General features: G+C 75.4%; 19 protein-coding genes. 8 read left to right on the plus strand and 11 right to left on the minus strand.

From position 1 onward, the window contains the following. Positions 1 to 121 precede the first annotated feature (121 nt). The gene (locus QYM41_RS08360) at positions 122 to 607 is read left to right on the plus strand and encodes a hypothetical protein (protein ID WP_368799277.1); all 486 of its coding nucleotides are present in this window, start codon (positions 122 to 124) and stop codon (positions 605 to 607) included. A 58-nt stretch (positions 608 to 665) separates the two neighbouring features. Here the strand turns inward: QYM41_RS08360 and QYM41_RS08365 are convergent, their stop codons facing one another. The 3 genes from QYM41_RS08365 to QYM41_RS08375 are packed head-to-tail and all read right to left on the minus strand — an operon-like array spanning position 666 to position 4,442. Then, on the minus strand, positions 666 to 1,646 hold the full coding sequence (locus QYM41_RS08365) for a MaoC/PaaZ C-terminal domain-containing protein (RefSeq protein WP_368799278.1): 981 nt from the start codon (positions 1,644 to 1,646) through the stop codon (positions 666 to 668). Then, positions 1,643 to 3,025, minus strand: coding sequence for a 3-oxoacyl-ACP reductase (locus QYM41_RS08370; RefSeq protein ID WP_368799279.1), 1,383 nt, complete (start codon positions 3,023 to 3,025; stop codon positions 1,643 to 1,645). The genes QYM41_RS08365 and QYM41_RS08370 overlap by 4 nt, the downstream gene beginning before the upstream one ends. A 43-nt stretch (positions 3,026 to 3,068) precedes the next feature. Then, on the minus strand, positions 3,069 to 4,442 hold the full coding sequence (locus tag QYM41_RS08375; protein WP_438612563.1) for an acetyl-CoA C-acetyltransferase: 1,374 nt from the start codon (positions 4,440 to 4,442) through the stop codon (positions 3,069 to 3,071). 69 nt (positions 4,443 to 4,511) lie between these two features. On the opposite strand from QYM41_RS08375, the gene QYM41_RS08380 reads away from it, so the two are divergent. Further along, positions 4,512 to 5,282: a TetR/AcrR family transcriptional regulator gene (locus QYM41_RS08380; RefSeq protein WP_368799280.1), complete on the plus strand. Its 771-nt coding sequence runs from the start codon at positions 4,512 to 4,514 to the stop codon at positions 5,280 to 5,282. Between the two features lie 88 nt (positions 5,283 to 5,370). After that, positions 5,371 to 7,773 (plus strand): acyl-CoA dehydrogenase family protein, encoded by a 2,403-nt coding sequence (locus QYM41_RS08385; protein WP_368799281.1) that lies wholly within the window; start codon positions 5,371 to 5,373, stop codon positions 7,771 to 7,773. Between the two features lie 94 nt (positions 7,774 to 7,867). On the opposite strand, the gene QYM41_RS08390 is transcribed toward QYM41_RS08385, so the two are convergent. The 7 genes from QYM41_RS08390 to QYM41_RS08420 all read right to left on the minus strand — a co-directional run bounded on the left by QYM41_RS08390 (position 7,868) and on the right by QYM41_RS08420 (position 13,529). After that, a complete protein-coding gene (locus QYM41_RS08390; RefSeq protein ID WP_368799282.1) occupies positions 7,868 to 8,365 on the minus strand; it encodes an SRPBCC family protein in 498 nt (165 codons plus the stop codon). Between the two features lie 29 nt (positions 8,366 to 8,394). Continuing rightward, positions 8,395 to 8,772, minus strand: a complete 378-nt coding sequence (locus QYM41_RS08395) for an ArsR/SmtB family transcription factor (protein ID WP_368799283.1) — start codon at positions 8,770 to 8,772, stop codon at positions 8,395 to 8,397. Positions 8,773 to 8,844: 72 nt separating this feature from the next. Further along, entirely contained in the window at positions 8,845 to 9,819 is a 975-nt protein-coding gene (locus tag QYM41_RS08400) for a hypothetical protein (RefSeq protein WP_368799284.1), read from the minus strand. 97 nt (positions 9,820 to 9,916) lie between these two features. Continuing rightward, positions 9,917 to 10,807, minus strand: coding sequence for a PP2C family protein-serine/threonine phosphatase (locus QYM41_RS08405; RefSeq protein ID WP_368799285.1), 891 nt, complete (start codon positions 10,805 to 10,807; stop codon positions 9,917 to 9,919). Then, positions 10,804 to 11,961 carry an adenylate/guanylate cyclase domain-containing protein gene (locus tag QYM41_RS08410; RefSeq protein WP_368799286.1) on the minus strand — a complete coding sequence of 386 codons (1,158 nt, stop codon included), beginning with the start codon at positions 11,959 to 11,961 and terminating at the stop codon, positions 10,804 to 10,806. The genes QYM41_RS08405 and QYM41_RS08410 overlap by 4 nt, the downstream gene beginning before the upstream one ends. 3 nt (positions 11,962 to 11,964) lie before the next feature. Then, complete coding sequence (locus tag QYM41_RS08415) at positions 11,965 to 12,645, minus strand: PH domain-containing protein (protein WP_368799287.1); 681 nt, start codon at positions 12,643 to 12,645, stop codon at positions 11,965 to 11,967. A gap of 2 nt (positions 12,646 to 12,647) precedes the next feature. Further along, positions 12,648 to 13,529, minus strand: a complete 882-nt coding sequence (locus QYM41_RS08420; RefSeq protein ID WP_368799288.1) for a biotin--[acetyl-CoA-carboxylase] ligase — start codon at positions 13,527 to 13,529, stop codon at positions 12,648 to 12,650. A gap of 228 nt (positions 13,530 to 13,757) precedes the next feature. On the opposite strand from QYM41_RS08420, the gene QYM41_RS08425 reads away from it, so the two are divergent. The 3 genes from QYM41_RS08425 (at position 13,758) to QYM41_RS08435 (ending at position 16,029) form a co-directional block, all read left to right on the plus strand. Continuing rightward, positions 13,758 to 14,060 (plus strand): YciI family protein, encoded by a 303-nt coding sequence (locus QYM41_RS08425; RefSeq protein ID WP_368799289.1) that lies wholly within the window; start codon positions 13,758 to 13,760, stop codon positions 14,058 to 14,060. Positions 14,061 to 14,218: 158 nt separating this feature from the next. After that, a complete protein-coding gene (locus tag QYM41_RS08430; protein WP_368799290.1) occupies positions 14,219 to 15,802 on the plus strand; it encodes an acyl-CoA carboxylase subunit beta in 1,584 nt (527 codons plus the stop codon). Next, entirely contained in the window at positions 15,799 to 16,029 is a 231-nt protein-coding gene (locus QYM41_RS08435; RefSeq protein WP_368799291.1) for an acyl-CoA carboxylase subunit epsilon, read from the plus strand. Before QYM41_RS08430 ends, QYM41_RS08435 begins: the two co-directional genes overlap by 4 nt. Before the next feature lie 107 nt (positions 16,030 to 16,136). Here the strand turns inward: QYM41_RS08435 and QYM41_RS08440 are convergent, their stop codons facing one another. Next, positions 16,137 to 17,387 carry an MFS transporter gene (locus QYM41_RS08440; RefSeq protein WP_368799292.1) on the minus strand — a complete coding sequence of 417 codons (1,251 nt, stop codon included), beginning with the start codon at positions 17,385 to 17,387 and terminating at the stop codon, positions 16,137 to 16,139. A 41-nt stretch (positions 17,388 to 17,428) separates the two neighbouring features. Between QYM41_RS08440 and QYM41_RS08445 the strand changes: the two genes are divergently transcribed. Beyond that, the gene (locus QYM41_RS08445) at positions 17,429 to 19,165 is read left to right on the plus strand and encodes a DUF885 domain-containing protein (RefSeq protein WP_368799293.1); all 1,737 of its coding nucleotides are present in this window, start codon (positions 17,429 to 17,431) and stop codon (positions 19,163 to 19,165) included. A gap of 73 nt (positions 19,166 to 19,238) precedes the next feature. Then, positions 19,239 to 20,699, plus strand: coding sequence for a dicarboxylate/amino acid:cation symporter (locus QYM41_RS08450; protein ID WP_368799294.1), 1,461 nt, complete (start codon positions 19,239 to 19,241; stop codon positions 20,697 to 20,699). Positions 20,700 to 20,820 lie beyond the last annotated feature (121 nt).

Genomic DNA, 20,820 nt, shown 5'->3' on the forward strand with positions numbered 1-20,820 from the left:
GCGCCCACAGCTCCGGAGGGCTGGAGTCCGGGGCACCGGGGCCCGGTGCTCGTCCCCCGGCCCACGACCGGTTCCGGCACGGGTGCGCTCTGCCGGTGCGGTCCGCACGAGAGGTGTTCCCATGCTCGAGGTCCTCGGTCTGCCCACCCACATCCTGCTGCTGCACGCGGTGGTCGTGCTCGCACCCCTCGCCGGGCTGGGCGGGATCCTCTACGCCGTCCGGCCCCGCTGGCGCCGGGCCCTGGAGCTCCCCGTGGCCGTCCTGGCCGTGGTCGCCGCCGGGTTCACCGTGCTGACCGCCAGTGCCGGGGAGGCCCTGGAGCACGCCCTGCCCGGCAGCCGGCTGATCCACGAGCACGCCGAGCAGGGGGACCTGCTGGAGGTCGCCGCCGCGGTCCTCGCCGGCGCCGTCGTCGTGCTGGCCGCGCTCACCGGCCCGTGGCTGGCCGCGAGGCTGCCGGTCCTGGACCGGCTGCGGGTCTCCCGTCCCCTCACGGTCTCCGTGCAGGTGCTCACCGTGCTGGCCGGTGCGTTCCTGATCTACCAGACCGTGGTCACCGGCCACACCGGGGCCGCGGCCGCCTGGGCCGACTGGCGCACCCGGTGACGCCCGCGGCGCCGGCCTGGTGCCCGGGCGGCGCCGCGGGCCCGGGCACCGCCCGGCCTCAGTCCTCCAGCCGCCGGACGGCCACCGTGAAGTGCGGGCGCCGGCGCCGCGGGTCCCACCCGGTGACGTGGGAGCTGCGCCAGCCGGCGCCCCGCCCCTCCTCGCTGACCGCGACGGCCACGGTCCCCGGCAGCGGGACCGGGGCGGCGAACTCCACCGTCCAGCGGAAGGCCGTCCCGGGCGGCACCCCGGCCCCGGCCAGCGCGCGGGAGGCGCAGTACATGCCGTGGGCGATGGCCTGCGGCAGGCCCAGCGCCCGGGCGGTGGGCCCGGAGAGGTGGATGGGGTTCCAGTCCCCGCTCACCGCGGCGTACTCCCGGCCGGTGCCGGCCGCCAGCCGCCAGGACCCGGTGGGCACCGGCGGCACGAACTCCTCCCGCGGGGCGCTCTCGGCCGTCCCGGGCACGCGGACGCCCTTGGCGAGGTAGGTGGAGCGGCCCGTCCAGACGGTCTGCCCGTCCTCCCGCGCCAAGCGGGCGACGACGTCGACCTGCGCCCCGGACCGGTGCGGGCGCAGCCGCTCGGCGTGGGCCGTGACGGTCAGGTCCTCCCCCACGGCCACGGACCCGCGGTGCTCGACCTCGTTGGCCAGGTGCACCATCCCGAGGACCGGCAGCGGGAAGTCCGGGCGGGTCAGCACGCTCATGGCCACGGGGAACGCCAGGGCGTGCAGGTACCCGGAGAACGCCTCGACCCCGCCGGGTCCCTCGCGCAGCGGCGCGCCGACGGTGCGGCAGAAGGCCTCGTGCCCGGCGGCGTCCACGACCGCGGCCTCGACCACGTGGGCCACCGCGGGCAGCGCGCCGGGGGCTCCGCCGTCGCCGCGGCGCCGCCCGCCCGGCCGCCCGGGCAACCGGGCAGCAAGGGCGCGCGGCAGCAGTGCGCCGGCCGCGTCGGCGGCGGCGCGGGCGTAGAGCGCGCCCAGGGAGGGGATGTCGTCGAGGACCACGGTCCGGGGGCCCTCGCCGGCCGCGCTCACGCGCCCACCAGGTTCTGCCCGCACACGCGCAGCGTCTGCCCGTTGATCCCGCCCGCGGCGTCCGAGGCCAGGAAGAGCACGGCCTGGGCCACGTCCTCGGGCAGCCCGCCCTGCTGCAGGGAGTTGAGCCGGCGGGCGACCTGACGGCGGGCCGCCGGGATCCGGGCGGTCATCTCCGTCTCGATGAACCCGGGCGCCACGGCGTTGATGCTGCCGCCGCGCCGGGCCAGCAGGGGTGCGGCGGCGGCGACCATCCCGATCACCCCGGCCTTCGAGGCCGCGTAGTTGGTCTGCCCGCGGTTGCCCGCGACCCCGCTCGTGGAGGCCAGGCACACGATCCGCGGGGCCTCGCCCAGGCCCTGACCGGCCAGCAGCTGCTCGTTCATCCGCAGCTGGGACTCGAGGTTCACGGCGAGCACCGAGGACCAGCGGGACTCGTCCATGTTGGCCAGCAGCTTGTCCCGGGTGATCCCGGCGTTGTGCACCACCACGTCCAGGTGCCCGAAGCGCTCCCGGGCGAGCCCGAGGATCCGCTCCCCGGCATGCTCGTCCGTCACGTCGAGCTGCAGGGCCACGGCCCGGAGCTCGTTGGCGAGCGCGGCCAGGGGCTCGCCGGCGGCCGGGACGTCCACGACGACGACGTGCGCGCCGGCGCCGGCGAGCGTGCGGGCGATCTGGGCGCCGATGCCGCGGGCCGCGCCGGTGACGGCGGCGACCCGGCCCCGCAGGGGGGCCTCCCAGTCCCCGGGCAGGGTCCCGGCGTCGTCGCCGACGGTGAGGAACTGCCCGGAGACGAAGGCGCTGCGCCCCGAGAGCAGGAACCGCAGGGCGCCGAGCACGCTCGGGGCCTCGGGGGCGACGCCCTCGGCGAGCAGGACGCCGTTGGCGGTGGCCCCGCCGCGCAGCTCCTGCGCGGCGGAGCGCAGGAGACCGACGACCGCCTGGCGGGCCGCGGCGAGGGCCGGGTCGATCGGCTCGGCCGCGGCGGGCGTCGCCGAGGCCGCACCCGTGCCGATGCCCGGGGCGGGCCGGGACACGGTGACCACACGGCCCCCGGGGGCGAGCGAGCGCAGCACCCCGCCCAGGCCGAGGGCGGGCTCGGCGAGGTCCGCGGGCCGGGTGAGCTCGGTCAGGGCCAGGACGACGGCCCCGAACCGGTGCACGTCGTCGGGGTGGCGCCGGACGTCCAGGTCCCAGCCGAGCAGGGCCGAGGCGATCCGGTCCGCCTCCTCCCCGCGGCCGAGCACGAGGACGGGGCCGGGCACGAGCGGGTCCCCCGCCCGGTGGCGGCGCAGCCGGGCGGGCGCCGGCAGCCCGAGCTGCCGGGCGAGCCTGCCGCCGGGGGCGGAGCTGACGAGGTCGAGATAGGTGTCTGCCATGGGGGTCCTTGCTGTGGGGGTCGGCGGGGTGTCGGCGGAGGGCTCAGCGGGCCTCGAGGACCGCGGTGACGCCCAGGCCACCGGCGGCGCACACGGAGATCAGCCCGCGGGCGGGGCGCCCCGTTCCGTCGGCGCGCTCGCGCAGCAGCTTGGCGAGGGTGCCCACGATGCGCCCTCCGGTCGCGGCGAAGGGGTGCCCGGCGGCGAGCGAGGAGCCCGTGACGTTGAGGCGGCTGCGGTCCACGGCGCCGAAGGCGCCGTCCAGACCCAGGCGCTCGCGGCCGAACTGCTCGTCCTCCCACGCGGCGAGGGTCGCGAGTACGGTCGCGGCGAAGGCCTCGTGGATCTCGACGACGTCGAAGTCCTCGAGGGACAGGCCCTGGCGGGCCAGCAGGCGGGGCACGGCGTAGGCCCCGGCCATCAGCAGCCCCTCGTCCCCGTGCACGAAGTCCACGGCGGCCGCCTCGACGTCCACGACGTCGGCGAGCACGGGCAGGGAGCGCTCCGCGGCCCAGTCCTCGGAGGCGAGCAGCACGGTGGAGGCGCCGTCGGTCAGGGGCGTGGAGTTGCCCGCCGTCATGGTGGCCTCGGCGTCGAGGGACTTCCCGAACACCGGCTTGAGCCCCGCGAGCTTCTCCACGGTGCTGTCCGGGCGCAGGTTGTTGTCCCGGGACAGGCCGCGGAAGGGGGTGACGAGGTCGTCGAAGAAGCCGCGCTCGTAGGCGGCGGCCAGGTTCCGGTGGCTCGCGGCGGCGAACTCGTCCTGCGCCGCGCGGGTGATGCCCCAGCGGGCGGTGGTGAGGGCCTGGTGCTCGCCCATGGACAGTCCCGTGCGCGGCTCCCCCGTGCCGGGGGCCACCGGCTTGAGGTCGGCCGGGCGCAGACCCGCGAGGGCCCTGAGCTTCTGCGGGGTGGTCTTGGCCCGGTTGAGCTCGAGCAGGGTCCGGCGCAGCCGCTCGCTGACCACCACGGGGGCGTCCGAGGCGGAGTCGACCCCGCCGGCCACGGCCGAGTCGATCTGGCCGAGCCGGATCTTGTTGACCAGCGTGGAGACGGCCTCCATGCCGGTGGCGCAGGCCTGCTGCACGTCGAAGGCGGGGGTGCGCGGGTCGAGGACCGAGCCCAGCACGGACTCGCGCGTGAGGTTGAAGTCCTTGGGGTGCTTGAGCACGGCGCCGGCGGCGACCTCGCCGATCCGCTCCCCGGCGAGGCCGTAGCGGGCGGCCAGGCCGTCGAGGGCGGCCGTCAGCATGTCCTGGTTGCCGGCGTTCGCGTAGGCGCCGTGCGCCCGGGCGAAGGGGATGCGGTTGGCGCCGACCACGACGGCGCGGCGGGCCACGCCGGTGCGCCCGGCACCGCTGGGGGTCGTGTGCTCGGCGGTGGGCTCGACGGTCTGCTCGGGGGTGGACTCGCTCACAGGTGACTCCTCGGTAATGGTGTGATGGCGCTCACGTCACCGACGACATTACCTGATACTCTGGGTATCGTGAAACAGGTCGATGGCACAGACTCCGCCGCCCCGGGCCGCCCGCCCGCCGCGGACGGCCGCTCGTCCCGCTGGGCCCGGCACCGGGCCCAGCGGCGGATCGAGCTCATCCGCACGGCGCGCAGCGCCGTGGACGAGCTCGGCGCGCAGGCGTCCATGGAGGAGATCGCCACCGCGTGCCAGACCTCCAAGTCCGTCTACTACCGGTACTTCGGGGACAAGGCCGGGCTGCAGCGGGCGGTCGGCGAGTACACCGTGACGCGGATGCGCGACCGGCTCGAGGGGGCCGCCCGCGCGGCCGGCTCCTTCGAGGACTCGGTCGAGGCGATGGTCGCCGAGTACCTGCTCAGCATCGAGCGCTCCGCGGCCGTGTACCGCTTCGTCGTGGCCCTCTCCCCCGAGACCGGGCGCTCCCGGCACGAGCGGCACCGCGCCGAGCGGGCCCGGGGCGAGCGCCCGGGCGGGCAGGACGCGCCGGCCCAGGACGGCGAGCGCTGGCTGATCCAGGAGTTCACCGAGTCCGTCAGCGGGCTGCTCGCGGAGGCGCACGTGCGCCACACCCCGCCCGAGCGCCGGCTGGAGGAGCCGGTGCTCAGCTACTGGGCCGCGTCCACGATCGGCATGGTGCGCGGCGCCGGCGAGGCCTGGATGAACACCCCCGAGGGCACACCGCGCCCGTCCCGGGCGCGGATGACGGAGCTGATCGTGGGCTGGGCCGTCGACGGCCTGCGCCCGCCCGGCGCCCCGGTGCCGGAGCAGCAGCCCGACTGACCACCACCCGGGCCGGCACGGACCCCGTCCGGCCCCCACCACCCGTGACCGCACCGGCCACCGCCGGTCATCCACGACAGGAGCGACCATGACCACCACCGTCGATCGACCCACCACCGCCCGAGCCGGCACCGGGTCCACCGCCGGAGCCGGCGCCGCGGACGACACCGCGGCCCCGGCCCCCGCCGTGGACGTCGCCGCCCTCGGCGAGGTGCTGCTCGGGCGCTGGGCCGAGGTCCGGCGCGAGACCCGCCGGATGCTGCTCGACGAGCGGCTGCACCAGCGGCCGGAGCTCGGCCACCACGACCAGCGCGAGCGCGTGCTGGGCCAGCTGCACCTGCTGGTGGAGCACGGGGCGATGAGCCGCGGGCTGCCCGAGGAGTACGGCGGGCACAACGACCCGGGCGGCAACGTCTCGGGCTTCGAGGAGCTGCTCCTGGGGGATCCCTCGATGCAGATCAAGGCCGGCGTGCAGTGGGGCCTGTTCGGCTCCGCGGTGCTCAACCTCGGCACGGAGGAGCACCACCGCCGCTGGCTGGCCGACATCCGGGACCTGCGGATCCCGGGCGTGTTCGCGATGACCGAGATCGGCCACGGCTCCGACGTGGCCTCCATCGGCACGACCGCCACCTACGACCCCGCCACGGAGGAGTTCGAGATCCACACGCCCTTCCGGGCCGCGTGGAAGGACTACCTCGGCAACGCCGCCGTGCACGGGCGCGCCGCCGTGGTCTTCGCCCAGCTCGTCACCCTCGGCGTGAACCACGGCGTGCACGCCTTCTGGGTGGACCTGCGGGACGAGGACGGGAACTTCCTGCCCGGCGTGGGCGGCGAGGACGACGGCCACAAGGGCGGTCTCAACGGCATCGACAACGGCCGGCTGCACTTCACCCGGGTGCGGGTCCCGCGCACGCACCTGCTGGACAAGTACGGGGCCGTGGCCCCGGACGGCACCTACAGCTCCCCGATCGCGAGCCCGGGCCGCCGCTTCTTCACGATGATCGGCACCCTGGTGCAGGGCCGGGTCTCCCTCGACGGCGCGGCCGTGCTCGCGAACAAGGCCGCGCTGAGCATCGCGATCCGCTACGGCAGCGAGCGCCGCCAGTTCAACGCCTCCTCCGACATCCAGGAGGAGGTGCTCATGGACTACCAGCAGCACCAGCGGCGGCTGCTGCCGCGGCTGGCCGAGACCTACGCGATGCACTTCGCCCACCAGGAGCTGCTGCACAAGTACGACGACGTCTTCTCGGGCCGCGCGGACACCGACGAGAACCGGCAGGACCTCGAGACCCTCGCCGCGGCCCTGAAGGCGCTGTCCACCTGGAGCGCCCTCGAGACCGTCCAGGAGTGCCGCGAGGCCTGCGGCGGCGCCGGGTTCCTGACGAAGAACCGGCTCACCGCGCTGCGCCACGACCTGGACATCTACGCCACGTTCGAGGGCGACAACACGGTGCTGCTCCAGCTCGTCGCCAAGCGGCTGCTGTCCGACTGGGCGGAGGAGTTCAAGCAGGTCGACATGGGCGTGATGGCCCGCTACGTGGCGGGCCGGGCCACCGAGGCCACCTACCACCGGTCCGGGCTGCGCAAGCTCGGCCAGGCGTTCCGGGACACCGGGGACGTGCGCCGCTCCGTCAACGCCCTGCGCGAGGAGTCCGCCCAGCGCTCGCTGCTCACGGACCGGGTGGAGACCATGGTCGCCGAGGTCGCGGAGAACCTGCGGCCCAGCGCCAAGCTCCCCCGCGCGGAGGCCGCGGCGCTGTTCAACCAGAACCAGCACAAGCTCATCGCGACGGCCCGGGCCCACGCGGAGCTGCTCCAGTGGGAGGCCTTCACCCGCGGCCTGGAGCAGGTCGAGAACCCGGGCACCCGCAGGGTGCTCACCTGGCTGCGCGACGTCTTCGGGCTGCGGCTCATCGAGAAGAACCTCGCCTGGTACCTCTCCTACGGGCGGCTGTCCATGCGGCGCGGGCGCAGCCTCGACGAGTACGTCGACCGGCTGCTCGCCCGCCTGCGCCCGCACGCGCTGGACCTCGTGGCCGCGTTCGAGCTCGAGCCCGAGCACCTGCGGGCCGAGATCGCCACGGGCATCGAGGCGCGACGCCAGGAGGAGGCCGCCGAGCACTACCGGCGGCTGCGGGCCTCGGGCGGCGCCCCGGTCAAGGAGCGGGCCCCGCGGCGGGAGTCCACCACCTCCGCCGCCGGCGCCCCGGGCGAGAAGGCCCCGGAGGAGCGCAAGGAGGAGAAGAAGAAGGAGCGCCGGGCCGAGAAGCAGGCGGAGCGGCGCACGGAGCGCCGGGCCGAGCGCAAGCACGAGCGCCGGCTCGAGCTCAAGCCGCGGAAGCTGGCGGCGCAGCGGGCCGCGGCGTCCGGAGAGCCGGCCGACGCACCGGCCGAGGGCGCCTCCGCTCCGGCCGGCAGCCCCGTGGGGGCTGCCGGGCGCCCCGGTGGCACCGCGCCCGCCGAGGAGGCCGGAGCCCGGCAGGACGCCTGAGCCCGGCGGGACCCGCGCACAGCAGGACCCGTGCACGGCGCCGCCCCGGGACTGCCGGGGCGGCGCCGTCGCCCGGTCCGGGACCGGGGTGGGCTCAGCGGGCGTCGGCGCCGGCGAGGAGGTCGTCGATCTGGCCCATGGCCTGTCGCATCCCCTCCTCCATGCCCATCGAGGCCATCTGTGCCAGCTGCTCCGCGCTCTCGAAGGTCGAGACGGTGGTCATCCGCGTGCCGCCGTCCACGGCCTCGAGCGTCACGACGGCGTGGGTGGCGCCCAGGGCCGGGTCCGGCTCGCCGTCCTCGTCCGCGAAGCCGTCGTCGAACTCCAGCCGGCGCGGCGGGTCCACGGCGGTGACCGTCCACCAGCCGCGGGCCTTCTCCCCGTCGGGGCCGGTCATGAAATAGCGGCACCGTGCCCCCTCCGAGAGCTCGTGCTCCTCGAAGGTGGCGGGCCACTCGGGCGGCCCCCACCAGCGCTCGAGCCGGCGCGGGTCCGCCCAGACCTGCCAGACCCGTTCGACGTCCGCGGCGAACTCCGCGACGAACGTCAGGGTCAGCGCCTCCGTGTCCTGGTGCACGTCGATGACCGGCATGTCCTGCTCCTTTCCTCCTGGGTCCCCGGTCAGCCGGGGTCCGTCTCCTCGGCGAGGATCTCCTCGGCGAGCTTTTCCTCGGCGAGGAGGTCGTCGATGGCGCGGGCGCGCCCGCGCCAGATCTGCTCGTAGTCCGCCAGCAGCCCGGCCGCCCGCTGCAGGGTGGCCACGTTGCCGTGCACCACCTGCTCCCGGCCGCGCCGGTGCTTGCTGACGAGCGAGGCCCGCTCGAGCACCGCCACGTGTTTCTGCACCGCCGCGAAGCTCATCCGGTAGTGCCCCGCCAGCGCGGACACCGACTGCTCCTGCCGCAGCACCCGCGTGACGATGTCCCGCCGGGTGGTGTCCGCCAGGGCCTGGAAGATGCGGTCGACCTCGTCGTCCGTGAGCTCATTTCGTACAACCATTTGGTTGTACATTAGACCGCGCCGAGGCCCCGCACAAGAGGGTGTCCGCCCCGTGACGCCGCCGGCAGCCGCTCAGTAGAGCCCGCCCGGACCGGTCAGGTGCCGGTGCAGGCCGTGCGCCACGATCGTGTTGCCCAGGGCGTTGAGGTGCCGCCGGTCGCCGCCGACCACCGAGCGCGGGGGCAGCCCGAGCCCCAGCCACCGCCGGTCCGCGGCGGAGGCGCCGATCCGGTGGGGCCGCAGCTGCGGCAGGGACCACAGCGCGGGATCGCGCAGATCGGCCATCGTGTCGTAGAACCGGTCCCCGTACTCCCGCCGGTGGACCGCGTTGACGGCGCGCACCTGCTCCCAGCCCTCCGTGCCGGGCCGGTCGGCCACGGTGTGCCACTGGCCCATCACCACGGACGTCCCCGGCTCCACCTCCCACGCCGCCCGGGTGTCGGCGACCACCTGGTCCTGGTCCTCGATGTTGTTCTTGCCCGTCCACAGCAGGTGCACGTGCCCCCGGTGCCGCTCCTCCAGGGCGGTGCGCCACCGGGCGGCCGAGGCGGGCGCCACGTCCACCCGGGCCCCGGGCACCGCGCGGCGCAGCACCACGTCGGTCCCGTCCCGGGTCACGGCCTGGATCGTGCACGGGATCCCGGAGACGGTTCCCGGGACCTCGACGAGCGCGCTCGGCACCCGGCCGTCCACGGTGGGCACGACCACCGCCCCGTGGGCCGGCAGCCGGCCCACCCCGTAGCCGGAGCCCAGCCGCGGCAGGTAGGGGTGGGCGGTGCTGCGCATCGCCAGGGTCTGCCACGAGCGGTCGCCGCTGACCGCGCGGGAGGCGCCGGGCGCCTCGAGCAGCTGCGCGAGCAGGTCCTCGATGCGCACCGCGGGGAAGCCCCGCGGGCGGTCCCGGTAGCGCGCGCTGGCCGCGGAGGAGGAGCCCCAGAGCACGAACGGGCGCCGGTCGGCGGTCGGGCCGGGCAGCGCCCCGCCGAGGGCACCCGAGGCGGCGAGCACCAGGCCCGAGAGCACGAAGGAGCGGCGCGAGACAACCATGTTCTCAAAGGTAAACAGAACGGGGCGGGGTACTCCCGATGTGACGGTTGTTGCCCTCCCCCTCTTCGGGGGACGCCGCGGTCCCCCGCGCGCGGCCTCAGAAGCCGGGGGCGTACTCCCCCGGACGCACGGCGTCGGCCACGATCACGGTGACGTTGTCCCGCCCGCCCGTGCGCAGCGCCGCCTGCAGCAGCACGTCCGCGGCCTCCTTGGGGTGCGGCACGGAGGCCAGCACGCGGGCCATGTGCGCGGGGCTCAGCTCGTTGGTCAGCCCGTCCGAGCAGAGCATCAGCCGGTCCCCGTGCCGGGCCGGGATCACCCACACGTCCGGCTCCCAGACCTGGCCGGTGCCCAGGGCCCGGGTGATCACGTTGCGGCGCGGGTGCACGAGCGCCTGGGCCGCGGTGAGCTGCCCGATCGACACGAGGTACTGCACCTCGGAGTGGTCCACGGTCAGCTGCTCGATCACCGGCCCGCTCCCGTCCTCGTCCTGCCCGGGCCCGGGCGCCACCAGCCGGTAGGTGCGGGAGTCGCCGGTGTTGAACACGATCCACAGCATGCGCCCGTCGATCCGGTGCAGCCACACGCCCGTGACGGTGGTGCCCGCCCGGCCCTCCACGGCGTGCTGGATGTGCTGGTCCGCCTGCCACAGGACCGAGCGGACGCGGCGGACGGCCTCGATCGCGTCGTCCGGGATCTCCGGGTCCAGGCGCAGCTCGCGCTCCACGGTGGCGCGGAACCGGGCGATGTCCCGGGGCGGCTCCGGCTCCAGGATCTCGAAGCCCCGGAAGTCCTCCAGCTGGAACAGGGGGGACGCCCCGAGCGTGCGCACGCACAGGGCGCTGGCGACCTCGCCGGCCTCGTGCCCGCCCATCCCGTCCGCCACGGCGCACATCGTGGCCGTGACCACCAGGGCGTCCTCGTTGGACTCCCGGCGCAGGCCGCGGTCCGTGGAGGCGCCGGCGCGGATGACGAGGGGGTCGCTCATTCGAAGTCGACCTCCAGCCCGGGACCGGCGCCCTGGGAGAGCGCGACGGGCTGGACGTCGCCGAAGCCGCGCACGTTGCGGGTGGTCTGCGGCAGCAGGATGAAGCGGTCGTCGCCGGAGAGCACCGCCGCGGTGGAGGCGTCCACGAGCACGGAGCCCGGGTCCGTGAGGGACACGAGCCGGGAGGCGAGGTTCACCGTGGGCCCGTAGATGTCGCCGAGGCGCGGCAGCACGCGCCCCCAGACGAAGGCCACGCGTGCCTGCGGGAGCTCGGGGTCGTCCCGGATGGCGCGGGCCAGGGCCAGGGAGATCTGCGCACCGCCCTCGGGGGTCTCGGCGAGGAACATGACCTCGTCCCCGATGGTCTTGATGAGCCGGCCCCCGCCCACGGCGATCACCTCGGCGCAGCGGTTCTCGAAGCGCTGCACGAGGTTCGCCAGGGTCCGCTCGTTCATCTGCCGGGACAGCGAGGTGTAGGAGACGAGGTCGGCGAAGCCCACCCCGCGGGCCAGCGGGAGGATCGAGGACGCCCCGTCGTCGTCCGTGGGGCCGGTGGCGGTCGAGCCGTCCGGGCGCTCCACGCGCATCGCCAGGCGCTGCACGGCGGCGTTCATCTGGCGCCGCCACGAGTAGACCAGGAGGTTCTCGATCGCGTCGATGAGGTCCGGCAGCAGGTGCAGCAGCTGCCGGCGGGCGGCGGCGTCGGTCATCCCCCGGTGGACGACCATGTCCTCGACGAGGGCCTCGACCTGCCACACGACCATTCGGTCCGTCATCTGCCCGATCGAGCGGACCAGGGACAGCGCCGCCTCCTCGGTGACCTTCTCCTCGAGCACCATCGTGGAGAGCACCCGGAGGGCCTCGGAGTCCCGCTGGGTGAACCAGACGTCGTCGTCGGTGAGGTTCGGGAAGCCCAGGGCCCGCCACACCTTCCGCGCGGACAGCAGGGACAGCCCGCCCCGGCGCGCGGCCTCCCGGCGCCGCAGGTCGCGCTCCGAGCCCAGGAGGGTCTGCTCGAGGGCCTGCACGGCGGCCTTGGACTCCTCCGAGCGGTAGAGGTTCGCCTGGACGGGATTGTGCAGGTTCAGGTTCAGCTGCGCCGTCTGGGGGCCGAGCACCGGCTCGCCCCGGGTCTCCGGGTCCTCACTCGCCACACGTCACTCCTCTTCCTGGTGGACGGCCCGCCGGTGCCACGGCCGGCGCGGGTCGGCGGACGGGTCCGGGCGTGGTGCCACGACCGCGTCGCGCTCCACTCTAGTGGCCGCGGGCCCCGGCGCACCCCCGCCGGGGCCGGGACCCCCGGGCCGGCCGGCGCCGCCGCCCGCGGCCCACCGGTCCTCGGCGGCCCGCCGGATCAGCTCGGCCAGGCGCTGGGCCTCCGGGGCGTGCTCGAGGCGCAGTCCCCCGAGGTGCCCGAAGTCGGCCACCACGCGGCCGTCGCGCCGCCCCAGGGCCGGGCTGCGGCGGCGCTCCACGTCGACCCGCCGCAGCTGCTGCAGGGGCAGCGCCACGGTCCGTCGGGCCCCGCCGGGCCGCAGCAGCACGAGGTGGTGGGTGGTGAGCACGTAGCGGGTGCGCCACCAGCGCAGGAGCGGGCGCACGCAGCTGCGCAGCAGCACCCAGCCGGCCGCGACGAGCAGGGTGAGCTCCAGCCCGGCGTGCACCGTGGTCCACGGCTCGGCCACGGGGCGCCAGCGCAGCTCCAGGGCGCGCTGGGCGCCCGAGAGCGCGAACACCGTGAGCAGCAGCACCAGGAAGGGCCGGGTCAGCCGCGCGCCGTGGGCCCGCGTGGACACGAGCACGCGCTCCCCCGGCTGCAGGGCGGGTCGGGCGGGCACGCTCAGTCCGTCCCGCGGGGGTCCGGGGCGGGACGCAGGTGCACCACGTCACCGGCCGTGACCTCGCGCGCGGCGCCGGAGGCCTCGCGCACCAGCAGCCCCCCGTGCTCGCCGAGGCCGGTCGCGGTGCCCGTGACGGGAGCGGCCCCGCCGGGCAGCTCGGCGCGCACCGCCCGGCCGAGGGTCTCCATCCGCCCGGTGATCCGGGCGCGCAGCGGGCCGTCGGGCCCCACGGCGGACGGGTCGGCGCAGAGCTGCCGGTAGAGGGGGACGAAGGCCCCCAGCACGGCGCGCAGCACGGAGGCGCGCTCGACGGCGCGGCCGGTGGCGCGGCGCACGGACGTGGCCGTGGCCACGGGCGGATGCTCCTGGGCCACGTTGATGCCTGTGCCCAGCACCACCGCCGGCGGGCGCTGCTCGTCCAGGACGAGCCCCGCGAGCAGTCCGGCGACCTTGCGCCCGTCCACCAGGACGTCGTTGGGCCACTTGATCCTCGCCCCCGTGCCCGCGAGGCCGTCCAGGGCGTCCACCACCGCGGAGGCCATCAGCAGGGTCAGCCACGGGAAGTGCCGGGTGGGCAGCGGGCGGCCCCGGGGGTCGGCGGGGCGCAGCAGGACGCTGAAGGTCAGCGCGGTGCCGGGCTCGGTGGTCCACACCCGGTCCAGGCGGCCGCGCCCGGCGCTCTGGTGCCCGGCGAGCACGAGGGACAGGTCGCCCCACGGCCGGTCCGGGCCGGGCGCGCGCCCCTGCCGGGCGACGGCGGCCGTGAGGTGCTCGTTCGTGGAGCCGACCTCGTCCAGGACGTCGACCCGTCCCAGGCCGAGGTCCGCCAGGGCTGCGAGCACGGCGGGGGCGCGCAGGTCGGCGGCGCTGGGGTCGGGCACGGTTCTCCTCGGGTGGGTCGTCGCGGGCGGATCGCCGGTCGTCCTCGCGGGCCGGCCGCGGCGGACCGGCCCCGGAAGGCCGGTCCTCCCCGGCGGGCGCTGCTGACCGGCGGGGCGCCGTCCGCGTAGTGTTCGGTCCGTATCCACACTAGTAGCCCGCCTCCCCGGGAAGCGGCTGGACGGGGAGTCCGGCCGGCGGGGACCGCGGCACGATGCGAAGGAGCAGTCGTGAGCGACGCCGAGAACCGCACCACGTTCGCCGTGACCTACGTCTACGGGGGCCCCGCCGACGTCCTGGCCGCCCGCCGCCCCGAGCACCGGGAGTACCTCGGCGGGCTCGTGGCGCAGGGGGACCTGCTCGCGTCCGGGCCGTTCGAGGACGACGGCGCCCCCGGCGCGCTGCTGGTCTTCGCCGCCGAGGACGCCGCGGCCGTCGAGCGGCTCACCGACGAGGACCCGCTGGTGCGCCACGGGGTGGTCACCGAGCGCACGGTGCGCCCCTGGAAGGTCGTCCTCGGCCGCGTCGGCTGAGCCCGCTCCGGGGGCCCCCGGCCCGGGACCCGGAATTTGTAGGAGTTCTACAACGGAGGCCCCCGCGGCCGCGGACTAGAGTGGGCAGGTCCCCAGACCACCCCGGACCGGACCGCTCGGCCCGCCGGGCCGGCCGCGTACCAGACCACGAGGTGCTTGTGACCCACGACCTGACGACCACCGCCGGCAAGATCGCCGACTTCCACGACCGCAGGGCCCGCTCCGAGGCCCCGGCGGGGCAGGCGGCGATCGAGAAGCAGCACGCCCGCGGCAAGAACACCGCCCGCGAGCGCGTGGAGATGCTCCTGGACGAGGACTCGTTCGTGGAGTTCGACGCCCTGGCGACCCACCGCTCCACGGCCTTCGGCATGGCCTCCAAGAAGCTGCCCGGCGACGGCGTGGTCAGCGGCTACGGCACGGTGGACGGGCGCCTGGTGGCGGTCTACTCCCAGGACTTCGCCGTGTTCGGCGGGTCCCTGTCCCAGGTCAACGGCGAGAAGATCGTCAAGGTGCAGAAGTTCGCCCTGCGCAACGGCTGCCCGGTGATCGGGATCAACGACGGCGGCGGGGCGCGGATCCAGGAGGGCGTGGCCTCCCTGGCGATGTTCGCGGACATCTTCAACATGAACGTCCGCTCCTCCGGGGTGGTCCCGCAGATCTCGCTGATCATGGGCCCGTGCGCGGGCGGGGCGGCCTACTCCCCGGCCCTGACCGACTACATCGTGATGGTCGACAAGACCTCGCACATGTTCATCACCGGCCCGGACGTCATCAGGACGGTCACGGGCGAGTCGGTGGACATGGAGACCCTGGGCGGGGCGCGCCAGCACAACACCACCACGGGCACGGCCACGTACCTCGCCGAGGACGAGCAGGACGCCTTCGATTTCGTGCACGAGCTGCTCGAGTTCCTCCCGGCCAACAACCTGCAGGAGGCGCCCCTGCTGGACCACGACCAGGAGGACGAGGTCACCGACGTGGACCTGGCCCTGGACACGCTGGTCCCGGACTCCGCGAACCAGCCCTACGACATGCGCGCGGTGATCGAGGCGGTCGTCGACGACGGGCACTTCCTGGAGATGCAGGCCCTCTACGCCCCCAACGTGATGATCGGCTACGCCCGGGTGGAGGGGCACACCGTGGGCATCGTGGCGAACCAGCCCCTGCAGTTCGCCGGCACGCTGGACATCGCGGCCTCCGAGAAGGCGGCCCGGTTCGTGCGCCACTGCGACGCGTTCAACGTCCCGATCCTCACCCTTGTGGATGTGCCCGGGTTCCTGCCCGGCACCGACCAGGAGTTCAACGGGATCATCCGCCGCGGCGCCAAGCTGCTCTACGCCTACGCCGAGGCGACCGTCCCGCTGGTCACCCTGATCACCCGCAAGGCCTACGGCGGGGCCTACATCGTGATGGGCTCCAAGAAGCTCGGCGCGGACATCAACCTGGCCTGGCCCACCGCGCAGATCGGCGTGATGGGGGCCCAGGGGGCCGTGGAGATCCTCTACCGCCGGGACCTCAAGGCCGCCGCGGACAACGACGAGGACGTGGAGGCCCTGCGCGCCGAGCTGGTGCGCAAGTACGAGGAGAGCCTGCTGAACCCGTACCAGGCCGCCGAGCTGGGCTACGTGGACGCGGTGATCCCGCCCTCCGAGACCCGGGTCCAGGTGCTCAAGGCGCTGCGGGCGCTGCGGGACAAGCGGGCCACCACGCCGGCCAAGAAGCACGGGAACATCCCGCTGTGACACCCCGCGAGCCCCGAGAGGGCGCCCCGTCCCTGCGCTTCACCGCCGGCAGCCCCACGCCGGAGGAGATCGCCGCCGTCACCGCCGTCCTGCTCGCCCTGCCGGGCGGCGGCGAGGACTCCGCCCAGGGCGGACCGGGGCGCCGGGACCAGTTCCGCCGGATGCGGCTGGGGATGCGGCTGCGCCCGGGCCGCGGTGCGTGGCGGCGGAGCCGCCCGGAGGAGTGACCGGGGCCCCGGAGGACTGACCGGGGCCCGCAGCGGCCCGCCGGGGGCCGTCCCGCGCAGGAGCTGCCCGGGTCCCGCCCCGGGGCGGGACCGTGGCCGCCGGGCGCTCAGCCCTCCCCGGGGATCCGCCGGGACACCGCGAGCGCCACCACGATGCCCGCCACGGCCAGCCCGGCCGTCACCGCCCAGGTGAGGTCCCAGGTGCCGGTCAGCTGCGCCACCGAGGCGACCGCGGGCGGGCCGGCGAACTGGCCCAGGGCGTTGAACTGCTGGCCCAGGCCCAGCGTGGTCGCCACCGTGGTGGGGGTGGGGGCGACCCGCATGAGGCTGGCGATCGCCGTGGTCGGCACCACGCCGCCGACCGCGGAGAAGACCAGCAGCGCGCCGTAGCGCACCCCGAAGCGCGCCTCCTCCGCCAGCAGCGGGGCGAGGCCGAACGCGACCACGGCGGCCAGCCCCAGCACGGTGAAGCCCGTGCACCACAGCACCACCGGGCGCACCCCGCGGTGCAGGGCACGGCCCGCCCCCAGGTTGCCCAGCACGTTCACCCCCGCCGCGAGCGCGCTGAGCCCCGCCGCGGCGGCCGCCTCGATCCCGGCCTCGGCGTACATGGAGGGCAGGAACTGCACCACCCCGTTCCACTGGGCGGTGTAGAGCCCGAAGACCGCGGCCACCAGCCACGGCCCCGGCGCGCGCAGGGTCAGCCCGAGGCGCTGCCGCACCCGGTGCACCACCACGTGGGCCGGATCCGGCGGGAGCACGGCGAGCACCAGCACGCCCAGGAGGGCGGAGCCGGCCGCGGCGGCCGCCCACCAGGGGCGCCAGCCGAGGGCCTCGCTGAGCAGACCGCCCAGCAGCAGCGACAGCGCGGCGGCCACCGGGATGTGGCAGCCCCACAGGCCCACCAGCAGGGGGACCCGGGCCGGGGCCACGGTGCGCCGGATCAGGGCGGGAGCGCAGATGGAGACGAGCATGAACCCGACCCCCTCCAGCACCCGGGAGCCCAGCAGCGGTCCGTACCCGGTGGAGAGCAGCCCCGTGAGCGAGCCGGCCGTGAGCAGGCCGAGCCCCAGCACCAGTCCCCGGCGCAGCCCGATGCGGTCCCCGGACAGGCCCACCACCACCCCGAGCAGCATGCCGGCCACCTGCACCGTGGAGAGCAGGAACCCGCCCTGCACCAGGCTCAGGCCCAGCTCGGCGGAGAGCACGGGCAGGGCCGGAGCCAGCTTCCACACGTGCAGGGCGCCCACCACCCCGGCGAGCACCACGAGCAGGGCGGGGCCGGTGCCGGCGGTGCCCGTGGGCCCCTCGGGCACGGCGGGAGACGCGGGGATCGCGGGCGGCACGGGGGCGGTCATGCTCGGCAGTCTAGGGAGCGCCCGGCGCTAGGGTGACGTGCATGACCGATGAACGGACCGTCCCCCTGTCCGCCGCCGGCCCGGCGCCCCTGGGCACCGGGACGCGCGAGCCCACGGCCGTCGACGCCGTGGCCGAGCGCTGGTTCGAGCGCACCCTGGAGCTGGACCCGGCCCAGGCCACGGTGCACGGCTTCCCCGGGCACGGGAGCGGGTACCGGGACTTCGGGCCCGAGGGCCTGGAGGCCCGCGCCGATGCCGCCCGCCGGACCCTGGCCGAGCTCGGGCGCGCGGCTCCGGCCGACGACGTCGACCGGATCACCGGCCACGCCCTGCGCGAGCGCCTGGGCCTGGACCTGCTGCTGCTCGAGGAGGGGCTGCGGGGCTGGGAGGTCAACAACATCTCCTCCCCGGTCCAGGAGATCCGGGAGGTCTTCGACGACCTGCCGCGGCACACCGCCGAGGACTGGGCGCGCGTGGCCGGGCAGCTGCGCGCGGTGCCCGCCGCCGTGGACTCCTACGTCGCGGGCCTGCGGCACGCCCGCTCCCTCGGCCGCTCGGCCTCCGCCGCGCAGCTGCGCAACGCGGCCCGGCAGTGCACCGGCTACGCGGGCCGCCGCGGCTTCTTCGCCCGGCTCGGGCGCGGCCCGCACGTGCCGGAGTCCCTGCGGCAGGAGGTCGGGGAGGCGGCCGAGGCGGCGCGGGAGGCCTACGGCGGCCTGGCCGGCGTGCTGGGCCAGGAGCTGGCCGCGCACGCGCCGCACACGGACGCGGTGGGCCCGGACGTGTACGTGCTGCGGCTGCAGGAGTTCCTGGGCGCCGTGCTGGACCCGGCGGCCGTGTACGCGTGGGGGGTGGAGCAGCTGCGCACGATCGTGGCGGAGCAGGAGCTGCTCGCCCACCGCATCGCCCCCGGCGCCACGGTCGCCCAGGCCATGGCGGCCCTGGACGCGGACCCGGCGCGGCAGCTGCACGGCACCGACGCGCTCCGGGCGTGGATGCAGGACCTCTCCGACGCCGCCGTGGACGCCCTCGCGGACACCCACTTCGAGCTGACGGAGCCCATGCGCCGGCTCGAGTGCCGCATCGCCCCGACCCACGACGGCGGGATCTGGTACTCGATGCCCAGCGCGGACTTCTCCCGCCCGGGGCGGATGTGGTGGTCCGTGCCCGAGGGCACCACGACGTTCACCACGTGGGAGGAGACCACCACCGTCTACCACGAGGGCGTTCCCGGCCACCACCTGCAGTTCTCCACCGCGCTGGCCAACTCGGCCGAGCTGAACCGGTGGCGGCGGATGGGCGTGTGGGTCTCCGGGCACGGGGAGGGCTGGGCGCTGTACGCCGAGCGGCTGATGGACGAGCTCGGGCACCTGCAGGACCCCGGGGACCGGATGGGAATGTTGGACTCCCAGCGGCTGCGGGCCGCGCGGGTGGTCTTCGACGTCGGCTTCCACTGCGGCTACCGGATCCCGGCGGAGCTCGGGGACGCCCTGGGCGGGGCCCGCCCCGGCGAGGTCTGGACCCCGGAGGACGGGTGGCGGTTCCTGCGCTCCAACATCGTGATGGCGGACCCGATGCTGCGCTTCGAGTGGATGCGCTACATGGGCTGGCCCGGGCAGGCGCCGTCCTACAAGGTGGGCCAGCAGCTGTGGGAGCAGGCCCGGGAGTCGGCCCGCGCCGCGGCGGGCCCGGACTTCCTGCTCAAGGACTTCCACACGCGCGCCCTGCGGATCGGGTCCGTGGGCCTGGACACCCTGCGGTACGCCCTCGATCTGTGAACCGCGTCATAGTGGCGTCACATTTCGTCACGGCCATTGGGTGTTGTATATTTCCGCGCCCTATCGTGGGCGCATGATTTCCGCAGAAAGCACTCGACGACTGCCCCGGTGGATGACCTCCTTCGGCCCGCAGATCGTGCTCGCCCTCCTCCTGGGCGTGGCCCTGGGCACCGTCGCCGACACCCTGGGCGGCGACCCGGAGACCGACCCCAACTGGCTGATGACCGCCCTGGACACCATCGGCACCAGTTACGTCAGCCTGCTCAAGGCCGCCGTGGTCCCCCTGATCGTGACCGCGGTGATCTCCTCCATCGCCAACCTCCGGGAGGTCTCGAACGCCGCCCGGCTCGCGTGGAAGACCCTACTGTGGTTCGGGATCACCGCGCTGATCGCCGTGACGGTCGGGCTGGTGCTCGGGCTGGTCGTCCAGCCCGGGGCCGGCAGCGGCGCCGCTGCGCCCGCCGAAGCGTACACGGGGACCCAGGGCTCGTGGCTGGGCTTCCTCACCGGCCTCGTCCCGGCCAACTTCCTGGGCCTGCAGGTGTCCTCCTCCGTGGTGGACCCGGAGACCGTCCGGACCTCCCTCGGCTTCAACGTGCTGCAGGTGCTCGTGGTCTCGGCCGCCGTCGGCATCGCGGCCCTCAAGGTCGGCGCCCCCGCCGAGCCGTTCCTGGCCGTGGTGCGCGCCGCGCTGGCCGTGGTGCAGAAGGTCGTGTGGTGGATCATCCGCCTGGCGCCGCTGGGCACCCTGGGCCTGATCGGCCGGGCCGTGTTCGAGTACGGCTGGACGTCGATGGGCGGGCTCCTGGCGTTCGTCGCGACCGTCTACGCGGGCCTGCTGGTCGTGGCCTTCATGGTCTACCCGGTGCTGGTGAAGGCGCACGGGCTCTCCGTCAAGCAGTACTTCTCCGGGGTCTGGCCGGCCGTGCAGCTGGGCTTCGTCTCCCGGTCCTCGGTGGGCACCATGCCCCTGACCCAGCGTGTCGCCGAGCGCAGCCTCGGCGTGCCCCGCGCCTACGCATCGTTCGCCGTGCCGCTGGGGGCCACCACCAAGATGGACGGCTGCGCCGCGGTCTACCCGGCCATCGCCGCCCTGTTCGTCGCGCAGTTCTACGGGATCGACCTGGACGTCACCCACTACGTGCTCATCGCCCTGGTGTCCGTGCTGGGCTCCGCGGCGACCGCGGGGACCACGGGCGCCACCGTGATGCTCACCCTGACGCTGTCCACGCTGGGCCTGCCGCTGGACGGCGTGGGGCTCCTGCTGGCCGTGGACCCGATCATCGACATGGGCCGCACCGCGCTCAACGTGGCGGGCCAGGCCCTGGTGCCCACGATCGTCGCCCACCGCGAGGGCCTGCTGGACCGCGGGCTCTACGACGCCCCGCGCCACGGCGACCCGTTCGTGCCCGAGGACGCCGCCGCGGACGCCACCGAGCACACCGCCGCGCACAGCGGCCCGCAGCCGGCGGGTTCCGCCGCCCGGTCCGGCCCGGAGCCGCGGCTCGAGGAGGCACCGGCCGCCGCCCGCTGACACCGGTCCGGCACCGGCCCGCCACCGCCCGGGGCGGGGAACTGGGGAGATGCTCGACGCATTCCGCCAGTTCCCCGCCCCGAGCCCGTCCCGGCGCCGGCACGGGCTACGCTGAGCACCG

The organism is Kocuria oxytropis, from assembly GCF_040981195.1.
Taxonomy (GTDB): Bacteria; Actinomycetota; Actinomycetes; order Actinomycetales; family Micrococcaceae; genus Kocuria; species Kocuria oxytropis.

Coding starts and splice junctions, on each gene's coding strand:
- QYM41_RS08360 (WP_368799277.1), top strand. CDS start 122: ATGCTCGAGGTCCTCGGTCTGCCCACCCACATCCTGCTGCTGCACGCG.
- QYM41_RS08370 (WP_368799279.1), bottom strand. CDS start 3,025: ATGGCAGACACCTATCTCGACCTCGTCAGCTCCGCCCCCGGCGGCAGG.
- QYM41_RS08385 (WP_368799281.1), top strand. CDS start 5,371: ATGACCACCACCGTCGATCGACCCACCACCGCCCGAGCCGGCACCGGG.
- QYM41_RS08390 (WP_368799282.1), bottom strand. CDS start 8,365: ATGCCGGTCATCGACGTGCACCAGGACACGGAGGCGCTGACCCTGACG.
- QYM41_RS08395 (WP_368799283.1), bottom strand. CDS start 8,772: ATGGTTGTACGAAATGAGCTCACGGACGACGAGGTCGACCGCATCTTC.
- QYM41_RS08400 (WP_368799284.1), bottom strand. CDS start 9,819: ATGGTTGTCTCGCGCCGCTCCTTCGTGCTCTCGGGCCTGGTGCTCGCC.
- QYM41_RS08405 (WP_368799285.1), bottom strand. CDS start 10,807: ATGAGCGACCCCCTCGTCATCCGCGCCGGCGCCTCCACGGACCGCGGC.
- QYM41_RS08440 (WP_368799292.1), bottom strand. CDS start 17,387: ATGACCGCCCCCGTGCCGCCCGCGATCCCCGCGTCTCCCGCCGTGCCC.
- QYM41_RS08445 (WP_368799293.1), top strand. CDS start 17,429: ATGACCGATGAACGGACCGTCCCCCTGTCCGCCGCCGGCCCGGCGCCC.
- QYM41_RS08450 (WP_368799294.1), top strand. CDS start 19,239: ATGATTTCCGCAGAAAGCACTCGACGACTGCCCCGGTGGATGACCTCC.